The organism is Shinella sp. BE166 (assembly GCF_051201095.1).
Classification (GTDB): domain Bacteria; phylum Pseudomonadota; class Alphaproteobacteria; order Rhizobiales; family Rhizobiaceae; genus Shinella; species Shinella lacus.
Window position 1 is genome coordinate 233,271 of the sequence record NZ_JBPEHL010000002.1, and the last position, 14,378, is coordinate 247,648.

The window sequence follows — 14,378 nt, forward strand, 5'->3', positions numbered from 1 at the left end:
GCTCCGGGGTTTTTTGTGCGGTTTCCGTCAGGCGCTTAGAGCTTGTTGCCGCGCTGCTGGATCATCATGAAGGTGTCGTAATTGTATTCGGCGATCTGCGCGTTGAGGTAATACTCGCCGCGGAACGCCTTGATCGATTCCCAGATCTTCTTGAAAGTCGGGTTCGAGGCTTCCATCTCGGCATAGACCTCGTTGGCGGCGTCGAAGCAGGCCGACAGGATTTCCTGGCTGAAAGGGCTTAGCTTCGCGCCGGCGGCGACAAGGCGCTTGATGGCCGCCGGGTTCAGGTAGTCGTATTTCTGCAGCATGTTGGCGTCGGTCGCCTGGCAGGCGGTGCGCAGCAGCGACTGGTAGGCCTTCGGCAGGCCGTCGAAGGCCGCCTTGTTGAAGAGGGCGTGAACCGTCGGGCCGCCTTCCCACCAGCCGGGATAGTAGTAGTAGGGCGCGACCTTGAAGAAGCCGAGCTTCTCGTCGTCATAGGGTCCGACCCATTCGGCCGCGTCGATCGTGCCTTTTTCCAGCGCCGGATAAATGTCGCCGCCGGCGATCTGCTGCGGCACGACGCCGAGCTTCTCGACAACCTTGCCGGCGAACCCGCCGATGCGCATCTTCAGGCCGGACATGTCGGCGACGGTCTTGATCTCCTTGCGGAACCAGCCACCCATCTGCACGCCGGTATTTCCGCCCGGGAAGCCGATCAGGCCCTGGGTCGCCAAGAACTCGTTGAACATGTCGATGCCGCCGCCATGGTACTGCCAGGCATTGTGACCGCGGGCATTGAGCGCGAAGGGAACGGCGGCGCCGAGCGCCCAGACCGGGTCCTTGCCCCAGTAATAGTAGGAAACCGTATGCGCGGCTTCGACCGTGCCGGCGGAAGCCGCGTCGGCGGCCTGCAGGCCGGGCACAATTTCACCGGCGGCGAAAACCTGGATCTGGAAATTGCCGTCCGTCGCTTCGGAAACGTATTTCGACAGCACTTCCGCGCCGCCATAGATCGTGTCGAGCGATTTCGGGAACGAGGAGGCAAGGCGCCAGTTGACCTTCGGGTTGCTCTGCGCAAGCGCCGGAGCGGCCAGTACGGTCGCAGCCGCACCGCCCACGCCGGCGACACCGGCCTTCTTGATGAATGAACGACGATCCATAGATTTCCTCCCAATTGCGAGCAGGGTTCCTCTTCCCCACCCTTGTGTCATCGCGCGGAAGCTAACCATGTCGGGTTTGGTGTTTCAAGCCGCAGGCGGAAAGAAGGGTGAATGGGACCCCTACGACTTTCGTCTTACGTGCAGCATTTTGCTATCTGCCTGTTTTTTGAGCGTTTCTTCCTTTTCCTGCATGGTTGACAGCCCTCTTTCCGGTTGAAAGATTGGCAGCAACGCGGCAGGGCGAAGGGCAGGGCATGGATATCCAGATTCGCAAGGCCTATCGCGACGAACTGGTCGACATTCTGGATTGGGCGGCCGCGGAAGGCTGGAACCCGGGGCTTGGCGATGCCGGACCCTTCTGGGTGGCTGATCCGGAGGGCTATCTCGTCGCGGAGGCGGAAAAGCGCATGGTGGGGGCGATTTCGCTCGTCCGCTATGGCACGCATTACGCCTTTCTCGGCTTCTATATCGTGCACAAGGACGTGCGCGGACAGGGTGTGGGGCTGCGCCTGTGGGAAGCCGCGATGGCGATGGCGGAAGACCGCGTAGTCGGCCTCGACGGCGTCGTCGCCCAGCAGGAGAACTATCGCAAGTCCGGCTTCGCCTATGCCCATGCCAATGTGCGTTATGGCGGCCGGGTGCAATGCACGGTGCCGAACGACCCGCGGCTGACGCCTGTCTCGCCCGTCCATGTGCCGCTGATCGCCGATTACGATGAACGGTTCAATCCGGCCCGCCGGGAGACCTTCCTGCGCGAATGGCTGAAGGAACAGGAGACGCGCCAGAGTTTCGCGCTGCTCCAGGGCACCAAGGTCTCCGGCTACGGCACGATTCGCGCCTGCCGCGAGGGTTTCAAGATCGGCCCGCTGTTCTCCGACACCGATGTCGGCGCCGACCTGCTGTTCCGCGCGCTCGTCGCAAATGTCGGTGGCGGCCGGATCTACCTCGATATCCCGGCGCCAAACACCGAGGCGAAGGCGCTCTGCGTGCGCCACGGCCTGTCGCCGGTCTTCGAGACGGCGCGTATGTATCGCGGAACGATGCCGGACCTGCCGCTCAACCGCATCTTCGGCATCACGACATTCGAGCTCGGCTGATAGGTCCTAATTCCCCGCCATGGCGAGCAGGTCCGATCCGCCCGTGCCCTTGTGGCGCAGCGTCACGACGGAATAGCCCTCGGCCTTCAACTGCGCGAGCAGTGCCGGCAGTACGGCGGCGGTTCGCTTGTGGATGTCGTGCAGCAGGATGATGCCGCGGCCGCGCTTGCGCAGCCCCTCCATCGTGCGGCTCGCGACGGATGCCGGCGAGACCTTGAAATAGTCTTTCGAATCCACGTCCATATCCATGATGATCGTACCGCGCCGCGAGACCGCGCTGCGCAGCGCCGACGTGTCCGACAGATAGGGGAAGCGGAAGAAATCCGGCTGGCGGGCGGTGGCGCGCTGCACGGCCTTTTCGCCCTTGCGGATTTCCGCCATCGCCGCCTCGAAGGCGAGATAGCGCAGGTTGGCATGGCGATAGGTATGGCTGCCGATGGTGTGGCCGCGGGCGACGACCTTGCGGGCGATGGCCGGATAGGCATCCGCCATCTGGCCGACCATCAGGAAGGTCGCCTTGACGCGATAGGCATCGAGCGTGGCGAGGATCGCCTCCGTGCGACCCGGCACCGGGCCGTCGTCGAAGGTCAGCACGACCTCCTTGTGCCGCAGCTTCAGGTCGGCGAGCGAGGCGACGGCGAGCGTGCGCCCGGCAAGCCCCGTGCGCCCGGCCCAGCGGGCGGGCGACATCGGCACGGGATCATCCGCGTCGAGCACCTTCGCCTTCTTGGCCTCGACGAAGGCGGTCTCGGTGGAGGCGCGCGGTTTGGTCGTGTTGCACCCGGCAAGCAGGGGCAGCAGCGCCAATGCGGCAAGAAGCAGGCGGCAACGCATGGGCGCACTCGGCAAGATGATGATCTTGCAAGCACTTTTGTCCGATCATGGTTAATGAAGCGTTGAGGCTGCGGGCGGAAAGGGCTTATCCCGCCATCGCCTCCTCGTATTCGGCCGAAAGCTCCAGCCATTGTTCTTCGGCGTCATGCAGCTTGTCGACCGCCATGGCGCGCAGCTTCGCCTTCTCGGCTGCCTTGGCCGGGCTCTTTTCGTAGAGCACCGGATCCGCAAGCTCCGCATCAAGAAGCTGAATCTGCTTCTGCAGCTTTGCCGTCAGGGATTCGATTTCATTGATCTTTTTCTTGAGCGGCGCGAACTGGGCGCGCCGGTCGGCATTCGCCTTGCGCTGGTCGGCCTTGTTCGCCTGCTCGCCGTTGCCGGCCGGTTTTTCCCTGTCGTCCTTCTTGCCGGACTGCACGATGAGGCTGCGATACTCCTCCATGTCGCCGTCGAAGGTCTTGACCGTGCCCTCGTTGACCAGCCACAGCCGGTCGACGGTCGCCTCGATCAGGTGGCGATCGTGCGAGATCAGGATGACGGCGCCCTCATAGTCGTTCAGCGCCTCGATCAGTGCGCGGCGGCTGTCGATGTCGAGATGGTTGGTCGGCTCGTCGAGGATCAAGAGGTTCGGCGCGTCGAAGGCGGCAAGGCCCATCAGCAGGCGCGCCTTCTCGCCACCGGACAGGTCCTTGGCGGCGGTCGACATCTTCTCCGTCGCAAGCCCCATCTGCGCCACGCGGGCGCGCACCTTGGCCTCCGTCGCCTCCGGCATCAGCCGGCGCACATGCTCGACCGGCGACTGGTCCGGAATGAGGTCGTCGAGCTGGTGCTGTGCGAAGAACCCGATCTTCAGGCCCGGCGCGCGCTTCACCGCACCCGATTCCGCCTCCAGCCGGCCGGAGATGAATTTCGCGAAAGTCGACTTGCCGTTGCCGTTCGAGCCGAGCAGCGCGATGCGGTCGTCATTGTCGATGCGCAGGTTGATCTGCTTGAGGATCGGCTGCCCCGGTGTGTAGCCGACCGCCCCGCCTTCGATGGCAATGATCGGGGAGGCGGGCTGGCGCTCGGGCTCGGGGAAGGTGATCGGCTGCACATGCGTCTCGATCACGGCCGCGACCGTGCCCATGCGCTCCAGCGCCTTGACGCGGCTCTGCGCCTGCTTGGCCTTGGTGGCCTTGGCCTTGAAGCGGTCGATGAAGCTTTGCAGATGCTTTCGTGCGGCTTCGTTCTTCGCCTTCGCCTTCATCTGCAACTCGTCGTTCTCGGCCTTCTGCCGCTCGAACTGGTCGTAGGAGCCGCGATAGAAGGTGAGCTTCTGCTGGTCGAGATGCACGATGGCGTTGACGGCGGTGTTCAGAAGGTCGCGGTCGTGGCTGATGATGATGACGGTGTGCGGATAACGCCGCACATAATCCTCCAGCCACAGCGTGCCTTCGAGGTCGAGATAGTTGGTCGGCTCGTCGAGCAGCAGCAGGTCCGGCTCGGAGAACAGCACGGCCGCCAGCGCCACGCGCATGCGCCAGCCGCCGGAAAAGCTCTTCGCCGGCCGCTGCTGCGCCTCGTGATTGAAGCCGAGGCCGGCGAGGATGCTCGCCGCGCGCGATTGCGCCGAATGCGCGCCGATATCGGTGAGCCGCGTCTGGATTTCGGCAATGCGATGCGGATCGGTCGCGGTCTCCGCCTCCTTGAGCAGCGCGGCGCGCTCCTTGTCGGCGGCCAGCACGATCTCGATCAGCGCGTCGTCCGTGCCCGGCGCCTCCTGCGCCACCTGGCCGATGCGCGCATTCTTCGGCAGCGAGATGCTGCCGGCTTCCGAGGCGAACTGACCGGTGATGATGCGGAAAAGCGTGGACTTGCCGGTGCCATTGCGGCCGACGAGACCCACCTTCACGCCGCTCGGCAGCGAGAGGGACGCGTTTTCGATGAGGAGACGCCCGGCAATGCGGGCGGTGAGGCCGGAAATCGTGATCATTCCGGGTCTATAGGGCGGGGCGGCCAGTCAAGGCAAGGGGTGGCGACGCGCCTCTTCAGGCGGCCGAACCGGAACGATAGCCACGGCCCGCCCGATCGGCGACTTCCGCGGAGTATATGCGCAGCGCAATGCCGGTTTCGGCGGCATAGGCGAGCGCCTGATCGGCCTGCTCGTAGAGCATGGCGGGAGCGCTCGCCGAATCGCTGAGCGAGACGCCGGCCGTCAGCGTCAGGAAGCCCACCGGCAGCTCGCGGTCCATGAAGGGAAACGGCTTTTCCGCGACGCGAACGGCGATGCGGCGCGCGATGGTGACCGCGATCTCGCGGCTGACATCCGACAAAAGCAGGCAGAACAGGTCCGGCCCGGTGCGCGCGACGAAATCGTCCTTCTTGACCGATCGGCGAAAGATGGCAGCAAGCCGCTTCAGCGTCTTTTCCGCAGCACCCGCCGGATGGCTCTCGGCGAATTCCTTGAGCTGCTCGACGCGGAACATCAGCAGCGCCGAGGTGCCCGCCGCTTCGCCCTGGAAGACGCCCTTCATCCGGCCGAGCAGGGCGGCATGGTTGCCGAGGCCCGTCACCGGATCGTGGGTCAGCGCCTCGCGGCTGACGGAGAGGCCGGTGCGCAGCCCGTCAAGATGGGCTTGCAGGTCGTCGATCTTCGTCGCCGCCGAGCGGTCCATGCCAAGGATGTCGCGCACCAGCGAGAGCAGGCGCACCGTGTCGCTGGAGAAATCCGAAATGCCGAGCACCGGATCGGCACGCATGCGGTCGGCGATTTCCTGCAATTCGTGCAGTGCGACGGCGCGGTCCCGGCGGCTCGTTTCCGCGGTCTGGGAAATTTCCGCAAGCACGCGCACGGCTTCCCCCGCGGCCTGGCCGGCGGCCAGCACATTGTGGCTCGGCAGCGAATGGCGCAGCGCGATCGAATCGAGCGCGGCCTGTTCCGGCGACTTGCCGAGGGCGGCGATCTCGCGCGCCACGCTTGCATTGCCGTTCAGCGCCTCGAACAGCAGTTCATAGTTCCGCGGCAGGCCGGAAATGCCGAGATTGGCCATCACATGCGCGATGCGCGCCATGATCGGCGGAACGGCCGGCTGCTGGTCTTTCGGGGCGGGGGAGGCTTTGCTGGTCATGAAACGCCGTCGGCTGGGCGCCCGCGGAGATCGCCTGCGCCATGATGATGTCAGTCGGCGTAACTATCGGATTGCACGGTTAATTTTGCGTGTGCTGATAAAGAAATTCAACCGGACTTGACGAAACGCAAGCATCTCCCACGCCTCGTGCGGCCGCATCGCCCGATGCAGCCGCACGAAGGGTGTCGCGTGAATTCAGGCTGTCCGGCGGGCGAGCGGGATGACCCGCATCACCTGTCCGATCACGGTCGCGCGGGTCGGTTCCTTGGCGCGGGCCGTTCGGTTCTGCTGGAGGTCGCGCATGGCGGCGGCATAGCCTTCCGCACGGGCGTCCTTCAGGGCCACCTCCAAGGTCTTCTCGATCACCGGATAGCATTCTTCCGGCAGGTAGGCATTGGGGGCGTCCGTGCCATAGACCCGTGCCATCTTGCAAAGCGTACTGCCGAGCAGGGCTGCCCACTCTTCGGTCGTTCTTGCCATTTTTCTTCCCTCTTCCAGGAGGGGAAAGTGCCCTCCTGGCACCCACCCCATGGCAGCGACTATCCCATCACCGATTGCCCGTGCCTGTCACCTGAGTGACAGGGCGGGGCTGCCCTCACAGTCGATGTAGAGCGCTCCCATACCGCACAACTGTATCACCACTATTGCAGGAACCGAAGATAGCACTCTCCCTAAAATTTATAGGAATTTCGAGCCCTCCGTCCTCACAAAATAAATCAGGTCCAGCGTAATACTTGAACCGCCCAAAGCCGTGAGCATCCCGTGGCACTGGCCCCTATGATGGGTCTGGTGGTTGAAGACGTGGGTCAGTGCGGGGCCGAGCGGATGGGTGACGATCGTCGGGTTGGTGAGCGGGCTGTAGGTGAAGTCGGCCGCGATCTGCTCTTCCGTCAACGAATCGATGAAGGCCGCCAGGCGCGCGTCCTCCACCTCCCTTGCCGCCCGCAGGCCGGCGAAATCCTCGTGCAGGATGGTGTCGAGGCTGGTCGGCGCGTCGCCGCTGCCGGTAAAACGTTTCAGCCAGATGCGATCCGCGGTGAGCAGGTGGTTCAGCGTGCGGTGCAGCGAGCCGAAGAAGGCGCCGAGATTCTGGCGGTAGGCGGCATCGTCGAGCTTGCCCACTTCGTCATAGAGCGCGCGGTTGGCCCAGGCATTGTAGGCGGCATACATGCGGTAGTGGTCGAGCATCGGGGTCTCCGTGATGTGCCGGGACTATAGCGGAAGCCTGCATCGCCTGCATGAATGCGACCCATGAAATTATCTGATTTGCGTGACGGGCCGCCCTGCGCTCCAATGCGCCGACACCAAACGACGAGGCTTTGATGACCCGCTTGCTCTACGCGCTCTCCGGCGCCGACAGGACCCGCCAGTTTTCGCCCCATGTCTGGAAGACGGTCTTGTCGCTCGCCCACAAGGGCCTCGACTATGAGACGGTGCCGGTCGGCTTCACCGAGATCCCGGCGATCGAGGGCGGCAGCACGGGAACCGTGCCGCTGCTGCGCGATGGCGACCGGCTGGTGCGCGACAGTTTCGACATCGCGCTCTATCTCGACGAGGCCTATCCCGACCGGCCGTCGCTGTTCGGCGGCGAGGGCGGCGTGGCGATGGCCCGCTTCATCGAGAACTGGTCGCAATCGACGCTGCACATGGCGGTCACCCGCATCGCCATCCTCGACATTCACAACCTGCTCGGGCCGGCCGACCGGGACTATTTCCGCCGCAGCCGGGAGGAGCGCCTCGGCGCCTCGCTGGAAGACATCGCCGAAGCCGGCAAGGCGGAGATCGAGGGCTTTGCCAAGAAGCTCCAGCCGCTGCGCAACATGCTGAAGATCCAGCCGTTCATCGGCGGCGAAGGCCCGCTTTTCCCGGACTACATCGTCTTCGGCGCGCTGCAATGGCTGCGCACCACGGCGGGCACGAAAGTGCTTGCCGAGGATGACCCGGTGGCGGACTGGTTTACCCGCTGTCTCGATCTGCACGGCGGCGTCGGCCACCGCGTTGCGGCGGCCGACGCCGCCGTGTGACGGCGGCCCAGGTCGCCGTGTGACGGCTGCATGAAACTTCGGCCCTGACATCGCCAATCGCCGCCACCCCCTTGTTTTGCCGGGCGTTGGCGGCTATGGAACCGCCACTTTCACCGGAAAACCAAGGGAAACGGGAAAATGGCGATTGAACGCACCTTTTCGATGATCAAGCCGGACGCGACCAAGCGCAACCTGACCGGCGCGATCACCAAGATGCTCGAAGACGCGGGTCTGCGCGTCGTGGCCTCCAAGCGCGTCTGGATGAGCAAGCGCGAAGCCGAAGGCTTTTACGCCGTTCACAAGGAACGCCCCTTCTTCGGCGAACTGGTTGAAGGCATGACCTCCGGCCCGACGATCGTCCAGGTTCTCGAAGGCGAGAACGCGATCCTCAAGAACCGCGAAGTCATGGGCGCCACCAACCCGGCAAACGCCGACGAAGGCACGATCCGCAAGACGCACGCCCTGTCGATCGGCGAAAACTCCGTTCACGGCTCCGACGCTCCGGAAACCGCTGCCCAGGAAATCAAGTACTGGTTCTCCGACACCGAAATCGTCGGCTGAATCAGATTGTCCGGCTCCGGCCGGACATGACTGATATGTTTGAAGAACCGGGGCCGAAAGGATCCGGTTCTTTCATTTCATGGCATCGAACTTGAAGATCGGCTGGCCTGAGAGCAGCACCGCTTCGGCCTGGTGATACATGGTGCTGGCGCAGCCGCGGTCGAGCCGCATGGCAAAGTCGGTCGCCATGGCAAGCTTGGCCTCCGCCGGTTCTGCCGCAAGCACGACGTCGGCGAGGCGGGCGTGGTCGCCGGCGGCAAACAGCAGTTCCACGACGATCGGCGCCTTCAGTGGGTCCTTGGCGAGCGGCGTCAGCGGGGCCGCCTTCAGCGCCGCCGCCATCTCCGTCCAGAGCGGCCATTGCGCCTGGAACCTGGCGCTGAGCTCTTCCGGCATCTCCGGCACGGCGGTCGCCTCGCCCTTAAGGAAGGGCGTCAGGGCCTCGACCGCGATGAGGCGGTCGATGACGTCGCGCACGGAGAGGCCGTCGGCGGTGCGCAAGTAGCGCCCGGCATAGAACGAGATTTCCGTGAGCACGGTATCGACCTTCGCCGGGTCCGCCGCCGTGGCGCGCAGGCTGCGATAGGCGGTCAGCCAGGCGCGGTCCAGCAGGCCCTCCGGCCGGATATCCCCGCCGTCGATCTCCGCAAGCACGGACTGCGCCGCCTTTTCCGTGTCGGCGATGTCGCCCGTATAGTTCAGGTAGGTCATCAGGAAGTCCCGTTCCGGCTCGCGCGCGGCGACGATGAAGACGGTGTGCACGGATTTCCGCATCGCCTGGGCTTTCGCATCTTGTACCGGACGCGGCAGGGCCGGGTTGCCGACAAACCCCGGCGCCCAGTTCCAGGCCTGCACCAGATCCGCGAGCCTGTCCGGTTTCGAGGCGGCGAAGGTGGCCCAGGCTTTCGGGTCGCGCTGCGAGGCGATGAGGCCGGCCTGTATCAGGAGGAGGCCATGCTTGCCTGCGGCCTCCGCAAGCGCTGCCTTTCGCTCGTCCGGCCAGTCGATGACAGCCGCCACGATGCGCTGGCCGATCGACGCCTGCTGGTCGGCCTTCAGGGCGGCGATCGCGGCGAGCAGCTTTTCCGCATCGCCCTGTTCCAGGACCGCGCGGAGGGTGGAGATGAGCACGCCGAATTGCGGCAAGCCCGCAGGATCTTCGGCAACCGCGGCGAAGCCCTCGCGCCGCGCATCGAGCGCACCTGCAAGGTCGATCGCCTCGCGCACGCCGGCGTCGCGCAGGCCGCGGGCAAGCGTGGTCGCCGCATCCATCGAAAGCGCGCCGTAGCGGATCTTGAGATAGGCGGCCTCGGCGCCAAAACCGCGCGCCTTCAGCCGCGGCAGCGTTTCCCGCTCGGCGAGCACCGTATCGGAAAGGGCGAGGATGGCGGCCTTGGCCGGGCAGGCGGCCGGGTCCTGCGCGCGGGCCGCGGTGGATATCACCATGAGGCCGGCGGCGGCCAGGACAGGCAGAACCCTCATGCGCATTGCCTCCCGCGACAAACCATTTCAGGCGGAACGCATGAGCCTTGGCGAATATTCGCTCAGAACGGGCACGTCGCCATTTCGAAATGCTCCGGCGTCTTGCCGTCCTTGAAAACTTCGGGGTTCTTGTCATAGCCGGGACCGACGACAAGCGCCTTTGCCGGCAGGGCGCTCTGGTCGAGCGTGGAGGTGACCTCGGCCGCAAGGGTTTGCAGCGTCGTGCCATCCGGCCCGACGACCGAAATCGCCACCTTGTAGGGTTTGCCCTTCTTCACGCAGGAAAGGTCGGGGCTTTCCAGCGCGACCCGCTTGAGATTGGCGAAGAGCTTGCGCTCCAGCGTCAGCGGCGCGCCGCCCGCCGGGTTCTCGAATTCCGCCTTCACCACCGATCCCTCCGGCACCGGCGCGATACGGTCGAGCGTGATCATGTAGGTCGCGTAAGCCAGCCGGTAGTTGAAGACGAACATTTTCCCGGTCAGCTTCAGCGGGTCCGCCCCCGTCTCGCGCTGGCAGGCGGCAAGTATCAGGGGCAGCAGGGCGATCAGCAGAAACCTCTTCATGGCCGGGGCTCCTCGCGGTTGCGGCGATAATGGCGGCTGGCCTTCGCCCGGTTGCCGCAGACGGCCATGTCGCACCAGGCGCGCGACCGGTTGCGGCTGCGATCGAGGAAGAGCCAGTGGCAGTTCGGGCAGATTTTCAGCCGCTCCGGCTCCGGCTGCGTCAGCAGCATCAGGGCGGAGCGGGCGGTGGCCGTATCGAGCGCGTGGGGCCGGGTGCCGGAGCGGCGCAGCGTCGCCGAAATGGCATCGAGCAGGTCGGCCATCAGCGCCGGCTTTCCCGCACCCAGCACCTCGGCGCGAAAATGCCGGTCGATCGCCTCGCGCAGCGCCACCAGCCCGTCGCGGCCGTCCGCGCCGACCGGTTCCAGCGCGCCGAAAAGCGCGCGTTCCGCGCCATGCCGGTTCGCACCGTCGGGAAAGGCGTCCATCACGGCCGGATCGGCGAAACGGTCGATCCGCCGCTCGGGATCGGCGCGCAGCACGACGGAGTTCGCGACATCGAGAGCGAGCGCGCCGCCGGAAAACCGATGCGGGGTCCAGGAAAAGGTCATGGCGATATTCTAACTGGTAAAAGCAATTTTGCCAGTTATAATTTATCGAACCCGTCCGGAACCGCCATGGCCTATTTCCTCCAGCAGATCGCCAATGCAATGCCCGTCGCCGCGCTCTATGCGGCGCTTGCCTTCGGCTATTCGATCGCCTTTGCCGTGACGCGCCGGGCGGATATCGGCTACGGCGCGCTCTTCGCCTTCGCGGCGCAGATGTTCATCCTGTTTGCCGGTTTCGGCTGGGACCGGCTGTGGCTGGTGCTGCCGGCGGCGCTGGGCTTTGGCGCGGTCGTGGCGCTCCTCTACAGCATCGGCGCCGGCCTGGTCATCGGGCGGTTCGTGATGCGACCGCTCGCCTTCTCCTCGGACAATACGGTGGTGGTCGCCGCCGTCGGCACCGTGCTGGTGCTGATGGAGACGGCGCGGCTTGCGTCCGATACGCGCAGCCTCTGGCTGCCGCCCTTCCTCAACACCCCGATCGTCTTTTGGGGCGACCCGGCCTTTCCCGTGGCGTTGACGCTGCTGCAAATGGCCAATACGGCCGCGATGATCGCCATCGTCCTCGTCGGCCACGTCTTCCTCGCCCGCTCCGCCTGGGGCCGGCGCTGGCGGGCCGTCTCGGAAGACCGGCAGGCGGCGGAACTGTGCGGCGTGGATTCTGCCGGCGTCTACCTCGCCGCCTATGCCATCGCCGCGCTGATTGCCAGCCTCACCGGCATCCTCGCGGTCTCCTATTACGGCAACATGGATTTCGGCGCCGGTCTGGTCTTCGGCGTGAAGGTGCTGTTCATCGCCGCGATCGGCGGGGCAGGGGCGCCCTTGCTTTCGGCGCTCGGCGGCGCGGCGATGGGTTTCGCGGAGACGCTCTGGAGCGCCTACGGCGATTTCCTCTGGCGCGACCTGGTAATCTTTTCCGCGCTGGTGCTGCTGCTGGTGATTTTCCGCCGCGAACGGCCGGTGCCGTAGAGTTTGTCAGGGAAAAGTGGGAACCGGTTTTCCCGAAAAGACAAACGAAAACAAAAGAGCCAATTACGCCCACTTCTCCCGCGCCCGGTCGTCGCTCTCCTTGGCGTCGACCCAGCCGCCGGTGCGGCCGTCGGCGAAATGCTCCTTCTTCCAGAAGGGGGCGGAGGTCTTCAGGTAATCCATGACGAAGGAGGCGCCGTCGAAGGCGGCGTGGCGATGAGGGGCGGTGGCGATGACCAGCACGATGTTTTCGCCCGGCGCGATCTTGCCCACCCGGTGGATGGCGGCGATGCCGAGAAGGGAAAAGCGCGCCACGGCCTCGCGGCAGATGCGCGTGATCTCCGCTTCCGCCATGCCAGGGTAATGTTCGAGTTCCAGTGCGGCGAGCATGCCGCCCTCATCGCGGCAGAGGCCGGTGAAGGTGACGATGGCGCCAACATCGCTGCGACCGCCGGTGAGGCGCGTGGCTTCCCCTGCGGCGTCAAAATCGCCCGCCTGGACGCGCACGATGACCGGAGCGTCGCCGGCCACCGTTCAGCCCCCCGTCATGGGCGGGAAGAGGGCGATCTCGCGGGCGCCCGCGATCGGCTCGTCGTGCTCGACATGTTCCTGGTTGATCGCGATGCGGATGACGTTCTCGTGCTCCAGCGCATGGACATAGTCGTCGCCGAGCGTCTTGAGGTGCCGGAGAAGGTCGCCGCCCGTCTGCACGGAGGCGGGCAAGTCGATCTCTTCCTCGCCCTTGCCGATCCGTTCGCGCACCCAGGCGAAATAGACGAGCTTCGTCATCTCATTCGTCCACGATGTGCTTCAGGCCGACGCGGAAATAGTCGTAGCCCGTATACATGGTGATCAGCGCCGCGATCCAAAGCAGGCTGATGCCGATCTCGGTCGTGTAGGGCAGCACCTTGTCGCCGGCAGGGCCGGCCAGCAGGAAGGCGATGGCGAGCATCTGGATGGCCGTCTTCCACTTGGCGATGCGCGTCACCGGCACGCTGACCTTGAGGTCCGCGAGATATTCGCGCAGGCCCGAGACGAGGATCTCGCGGCACAGGATGATGATCGCGGCCCAGATCGTCCAGCCGGCGATGGTGCCGTCGGCGGCCATCAGCAGCAGCACGGAGGCGACCAGCAGCTTGTCGGCGATCGGATCCAGCATGCGGCCGATATTCGACGTCTGGTTCCAGATGCGGGCGAGATAGCCGTCGAGATAGTCGGTGATGGAGGCGACGACGAACAGGCCGAAGGCCGCCCAGCGCGCGAAATCGGACGATTCCAGCCGTCCTTCGATGAAGAAGCACAGCACGATCAGCGGTACGGCCACGATACGGGCGTAGGTGAGGAGATTCGGGATATTGTATGCGCGGGAAGCCATGGATTCTTCAGTCTCGACTATTTCCGGCTAGATGAGGTCTTTGTGACAGTGCCGTCAACCTTTGTTTCCGGCAATTCTTGGCGAATTTACGGAGCCGGGCCGAATGACGCATCTGTTTGCGAAAAACCGCGCCTTACGGGTGGTCACGTCGGCGGTTTGCCGTCCGTGGTGAAGCGCGCGGAAAAGGCCTGTCCGTCGGATAGCGTGCCCTCGCAGGAAACCGTCATGGCGCCCTTCATCGGATTGCCGAAGCCGCAGGTGCCCTTTGCCGGGAAGACATCGGGCGTGTCCGGTGTGTCCTTGCGGCTGACGATCACCTTGTCGAGGTCGATCACGTCGCTGTCCGGTGTCGGATTGGCGCCGTCCATGCCGCTGAAGGTGATGATGCGGCTACCCTCCAGCACGAAGTAGAAGCCGACGCGGCCGTTCGGATAGGAGACGTTGAGCAGCTTTTCCGAGCAACTGTCGCTGAACTGCTGTTTTCCCACGACGAGCGCCTCGCAGGTGCCGGTCACGCCCAGCATCTGCGCATCGCCCACCTGGGTCTGCGCAATGGCACCCGTTGCCAGCAGGCAGAGGCCGGCGATGACGGGCAGGCTATGCTTGAAGACGATCATGACGCCTCGCTCTCGATGAGGAATGCCGTGCCGGCACCCTAACAGCCGCCGGCAGGCTGGCA

17 protein-coding genes are annotated in these 14,378 nt (G+C 65.0%); 4 read left to right on the forward strand and 13 right to left on the reverse strand.

Translation table 11 applies throughout. The annotated features are described in order from the left end of the window. Positions 1 to 35 precede the first annotated feature (35 nt). Positions 36 to 1,142, reverse strand: coding sequence for a TRAP transporter substrate-binding protein (locus J2Y63_RS05110; RefSeq protein ID WP_435265212.1), 1,107 nt, complete (start codon positions 1,140 to 1,142; stop codon positions 36 to 38). Between the two features lie 254 nt (positions 1,143 to 1,396). Here J2Y63_RS05110 and J2Y63_RS05115 point away from each other — a divergent pair, with 254 nt between their 5' ends. Beyond that, a complete protein-coding gene (locus tag J2Y63_RS05115; RefSeq protein WP_435265213.1) occupies positions 1,397 to 2,239 on the forward strand; it encodes a GNAT family N-acetyltransferase in 843 nt (280 codons plus the stop codon). Positions 2,240 to 2,245: 6 nt separating this feature from the next. On the opposite strand, the gene J2Y63_RS05120 is transcribed toward J2Y63_RS05115, so the two are convergent. The 5 genes from J2Y63_RS05120 to J2Y63_RS05140 all read right to left on the reverse strand — a co-directional run bounded on the left by J2Y63_RS05120 (position 2,246) and on the right by J2Y63_RS05140 (position 7,368). Next, positions 2,246 to 3,073, reverse strand: a complete 828-nt coding sequence (locus J2Y63_RS05120; RefSeq protein WP_435265214.1) for a polysaccharide deacetylase family protein — start codon at positions 3,071 to 3,073, stop codon at positions 2,246 to 2,248. Positions 3,074 to 3,158: 85 nt separating this feature from the next. Beyond that, positions 3,159 to 5,045 carry an ABC-F family ATP-binding cassette domain-containing protein gene (locus J2Y63_RS05125; RefSeq protein WP_435265215.1) on the reverse strand — a complete coding sequence of 629 codons (1,887 nt, stop codon included), beginning with the start codon at positions 5,043 to 5,045 and terminating at the stop codon, positions 3,159 to 3,161. Positions 5,046 to 5,100: 55 nt separating this feature from the next. Then, the gene (locus tag J2Y63_RS05130; protein WP_435265216.1) at positions 5,101 to 6,180 is read right to left on the reverse strand and encodes a GGDEF domain-containing protein; all 1,080 of its coding nucleotides are present in this window, start codon (positions 6,178 to 6,180) and stop codon (positions 5,101 to 5,103) included. A gap of 195 nt (positions 6,181 to 6,375) precedes the next feature. Then, positions 6,376 to 6,660: a hypothetical protein gene (locus tag J2Y63_RS05135; protein ID WP_435265217.1), complete on the reverse strand. Its 285-nt coding sequence runs from the start codon at positions 6,658 to 6,660 to the stop codon at positions 6,376 to 6,378. Positions 6,661 to 6,858: 198 nt separating this feature from the next. Then, a complete protein-coding gene (locus tag J2Y63_RS05140; RefSeq protein WP_435265218.1) occupies positions 6,859 to 7,368 on the reverse strand; it encodes a DinB family protein in 510 nt (169 codons plus the stop codon). A gap of 134 nt (positions 7,369 to 7,502) precedes the next feature. Here J2Y63_RS05140 and J2Y63_RS05145 point away from each other — a divergent pair, with 134 nt between their 5' ends. Next, the gene (locus J2Y63_RS05145; RefSeq protein ID WP_435265219.1) at positions 7,503 to 8,204 is read left to right on the forward strand and encodes a glutathione S-transferase family protein; all 702 of its coding nucleotides are present in this window, start codon (positions 7,503 to 7,505) and stop codon (positions 8,202 to 8,204) included. 138 nt (positions 8,205 to 8,342) lie between these two features. Beyond that, a complete protein-coding gene (gene ndk / locus J2Y63_RS05150; protein WP_050742909.1) occupies positions 8,343 to 8,765 on the forward strand; it encodes a nucleoside-diphosphate kinase in 423 nt (140 codons plus the stop codon). A gap of 72 nt (positions 8,766 to 8,837) precedes the next feature. Here the strand turns inward: ndk and J2Y63_RS05155 are convergent, their stop codons facing one another. From J2Y63_RS05155 to J2Y63_RS05165, 3 genes are all read right to left on the reverse strand, one after another. Beyond that, complete coding sequence (locus J2Y63_RS05155) at positions 8,838 to 10,247, reverse strand: hypothetical protein (RefSeq protein WP_435265220.1); 1,410 nt, start codon at positions 10,245 to 10,247, stop codon at positions 8,838 to 8,840. 62 nt (positions 10,248 to 10,309) lie between these two features. After that, positions 10,310 to 10,810, reverse strand: coding sequence for a hypothetical protein (locus J2Y63_RS05160; protein ID WP_435265221.1), 501 nt, complete (start codon positions 10,808 to 10,810; stop codon positions 10,310 to 10,312). Next, positions 10,807 to 11,361, reverse strand: coding sequence for a CGNR zinc finger domain-containing protein (locus J2Y63_RS05165; protein WP_435265222.1), 555 nt, complete (start codon positions 11,359 to 11,361; stop codon positions 10,807 to 10,809). The genes J2Y63_RS05160 and J2Y63_RS05165 overlap by 4 nt, the downstream gene beginning before the upstream one ends. 66 nt (positions 11,362 to 11,427) lie before the next feature. Between J2Y63_RS05165 and J2Y63_RS05170 the strand changes: the two genes are divergently transcribed. Then, positions 11,428 to 12,324, forward strand: coding sequence for a branched-chain amino acid ABC transporter permease (locus J2Y63_RS05170; protein ID WP_435265223.1), 897 nt, complete (start codon positions 11,428 to 11,430; stop codon positions 12,322 to 12,324). A 63-nt stretch (positions 12,325 to 12,387) separates the two neighbouring features. Here J2Y63_RS05170 and J2Y63_RS05175 read toward each other — a convergent pair whose 3' ends face one another. From J2Y63_RS05175 to J2Y63_RS05190, 4 genes are all read right to left on the reverse strand, one after another. Continuing rightward, on the reverse strand, positions 12,388 to 12,855 hold the full coding sequence (locus tag J2Y63_RS05175; protein WP_435265224.1) for a molybdenum cofactor biosynthesis protein MoaE: 468 nt from the start codon (positions 12,853 to 12,855) through the stop codon (positions 12,388 to 12,390). A 3-nt stretch (positions 12,856 to 12,858) separates the two neighbouring features. Beyond that, complete coding sequence (moaD, locus tag J2Y63_RS05180) at positions 12,859 to 13,113, reverse strand: molybdopterin converting factor subunit 1 (protein WP_435265225.1); 255 nt, start codon at positions 13,111 to 13,113, stop codon at positions 12,859 to 12,861. 1 nt (position 13,114) lies between these two features. Beyond that, positions 13,115 to 13,699 carry a CDP-diacylglycerol--glycerol-3-phosphate 3-phosphatidyltransferase gene (gene pgsA, locus J2Y63_RS05185; protein ID WP_256118876.1) on the reverse strand — a complete coding sequence of 195 codons (585 nt, stop codon included), beginning with the start codon at positions 13,697 to 13,699 and terminating at the stop codon, positions 13,115 to 13,117. 143 nt (positions 13,700 to 13,842) lie between these two features. Beyond that, positions 13,843 to 14,316, reverse strand: a complete 474-nt coding sequence (locus J2Y63_RS05190; RefSeq protein ID WP_435265226.1) for a hypothetical protein — start codon at positions 14,314 to 14,316, stop codon at positions 13,843 to 13,845. Positions 14,317 to 14,378: the final 62 nt, after the last annotated feature.

Coding starts and splice junctions, on each gene's coding strand:
- J2Y63_RS05165 (WP_435265222.1), bottom strand. CDS start 11,361: ATGACCTTTTCCTGGACCCCGCATCGGTTTTCCGGCGGCGCGCTCGCT.
- J2Y63_RS05140 (WP_435265218.1), bottom strand. CDS start 7,368: ATGCTCGACCACTACCGCATGTATGCCGCCTACAATGCCTGGGCCAAC.
- J2Y63_RS05115 (WP_435265213.1), top strand. CDS start 1,397: ATGGATATCCAGATTCGCAAGGCCTATCGCGACGAACTGGTCGACATT.
- pgsA (WP_256118876.1), bottom strand. CDS start 13,699: ATGGCTTCCCGCGCATACAATATCCCGAATCTCCTCACCTACGCCCGT.
- J2Y63_RS05135 (WP_435265217.1), bottom strand. CDS start 6,660: ATGGCAAGAACGACCGAAGAGTGGGCAGCCCTGCTCGGCAGTACGCTT.
- J2Y63_RS05125 (WP_435265215.1), bottom strand. CDS start 5,045: ATGATCACGATTTCCGGCCTCACCGCCCGCATTGCCGGGCGTCTCCTC.
- ndk (WP_050742909.1), top strand. CDS start 8,343: ATGGCGATTGAACGCACCTTTTCGATGATCAAGCCGGACGCGACCAAG.
- J2Y63_RS05190 (WP_435265226.1), bottom strand. CDS start 14,316: ATGATCGTCTTCAAGCATAGCCTGCCCGTCATCGCCGGCCTCTGCCTG.
- J2Y63_RS05170 (WP_435265223.1), top strand. CDS start 11,428: ATGGCCTATTTCCTCCAGCAGATCGCCAATGCAATGCCCGTCGCCGCG.
- J2Y63_RS05130 (WP_435265216.1), bottom strand. CDS start 6,180: ATGACCAGCAAAGCCTCCCCCGCCCCGAAAGACCAGCAGCCGGCCGTT.
- J2Y63_RS05120 (WP_435265214.1), bottom strand. CDS start 3,073: ATGCGTTGCCGCCTGCTTCTTGCCGCATTGGCGCTGCTGCCCCTGCTT.
- J2Y63_RS05160 (WP_435265221.1), bottom strand. CDS start 10,810: ATGAAGAGGTTTCTGCTGATCGCCCTGCTGCCCCTGATACTTGCCGCC.
- J2Y63_RS05155 (WP_435265220.1), bottom strand. CDS start 10,247: ATGAGGGTTCTGCCTGTCCTGGCCGCCGCCGGCCTCATGGTGATATCC.
- J2Y63_RS05110 (WP_435265212.1), bottom strand. CDS start 1,142: ATGGATCGTCGTTCATTCATCAAGAAGGCCGGTGTCGCCGGCGTGGGC.
- moaD (WP_435265225.1), bottom strand. CDS start 13,113: ATGACGAAGCTCGTCTATTTCGCCTGGGTGCGCGAACGGATCGGCAAG.
- J2Y63_RS05145 (WP_435265219.1), top strand. CDS start 7,503: ATGACCCGCTTGCTCTACGCGCTCTCCGGCGCCGACAGGACCCGCCAG.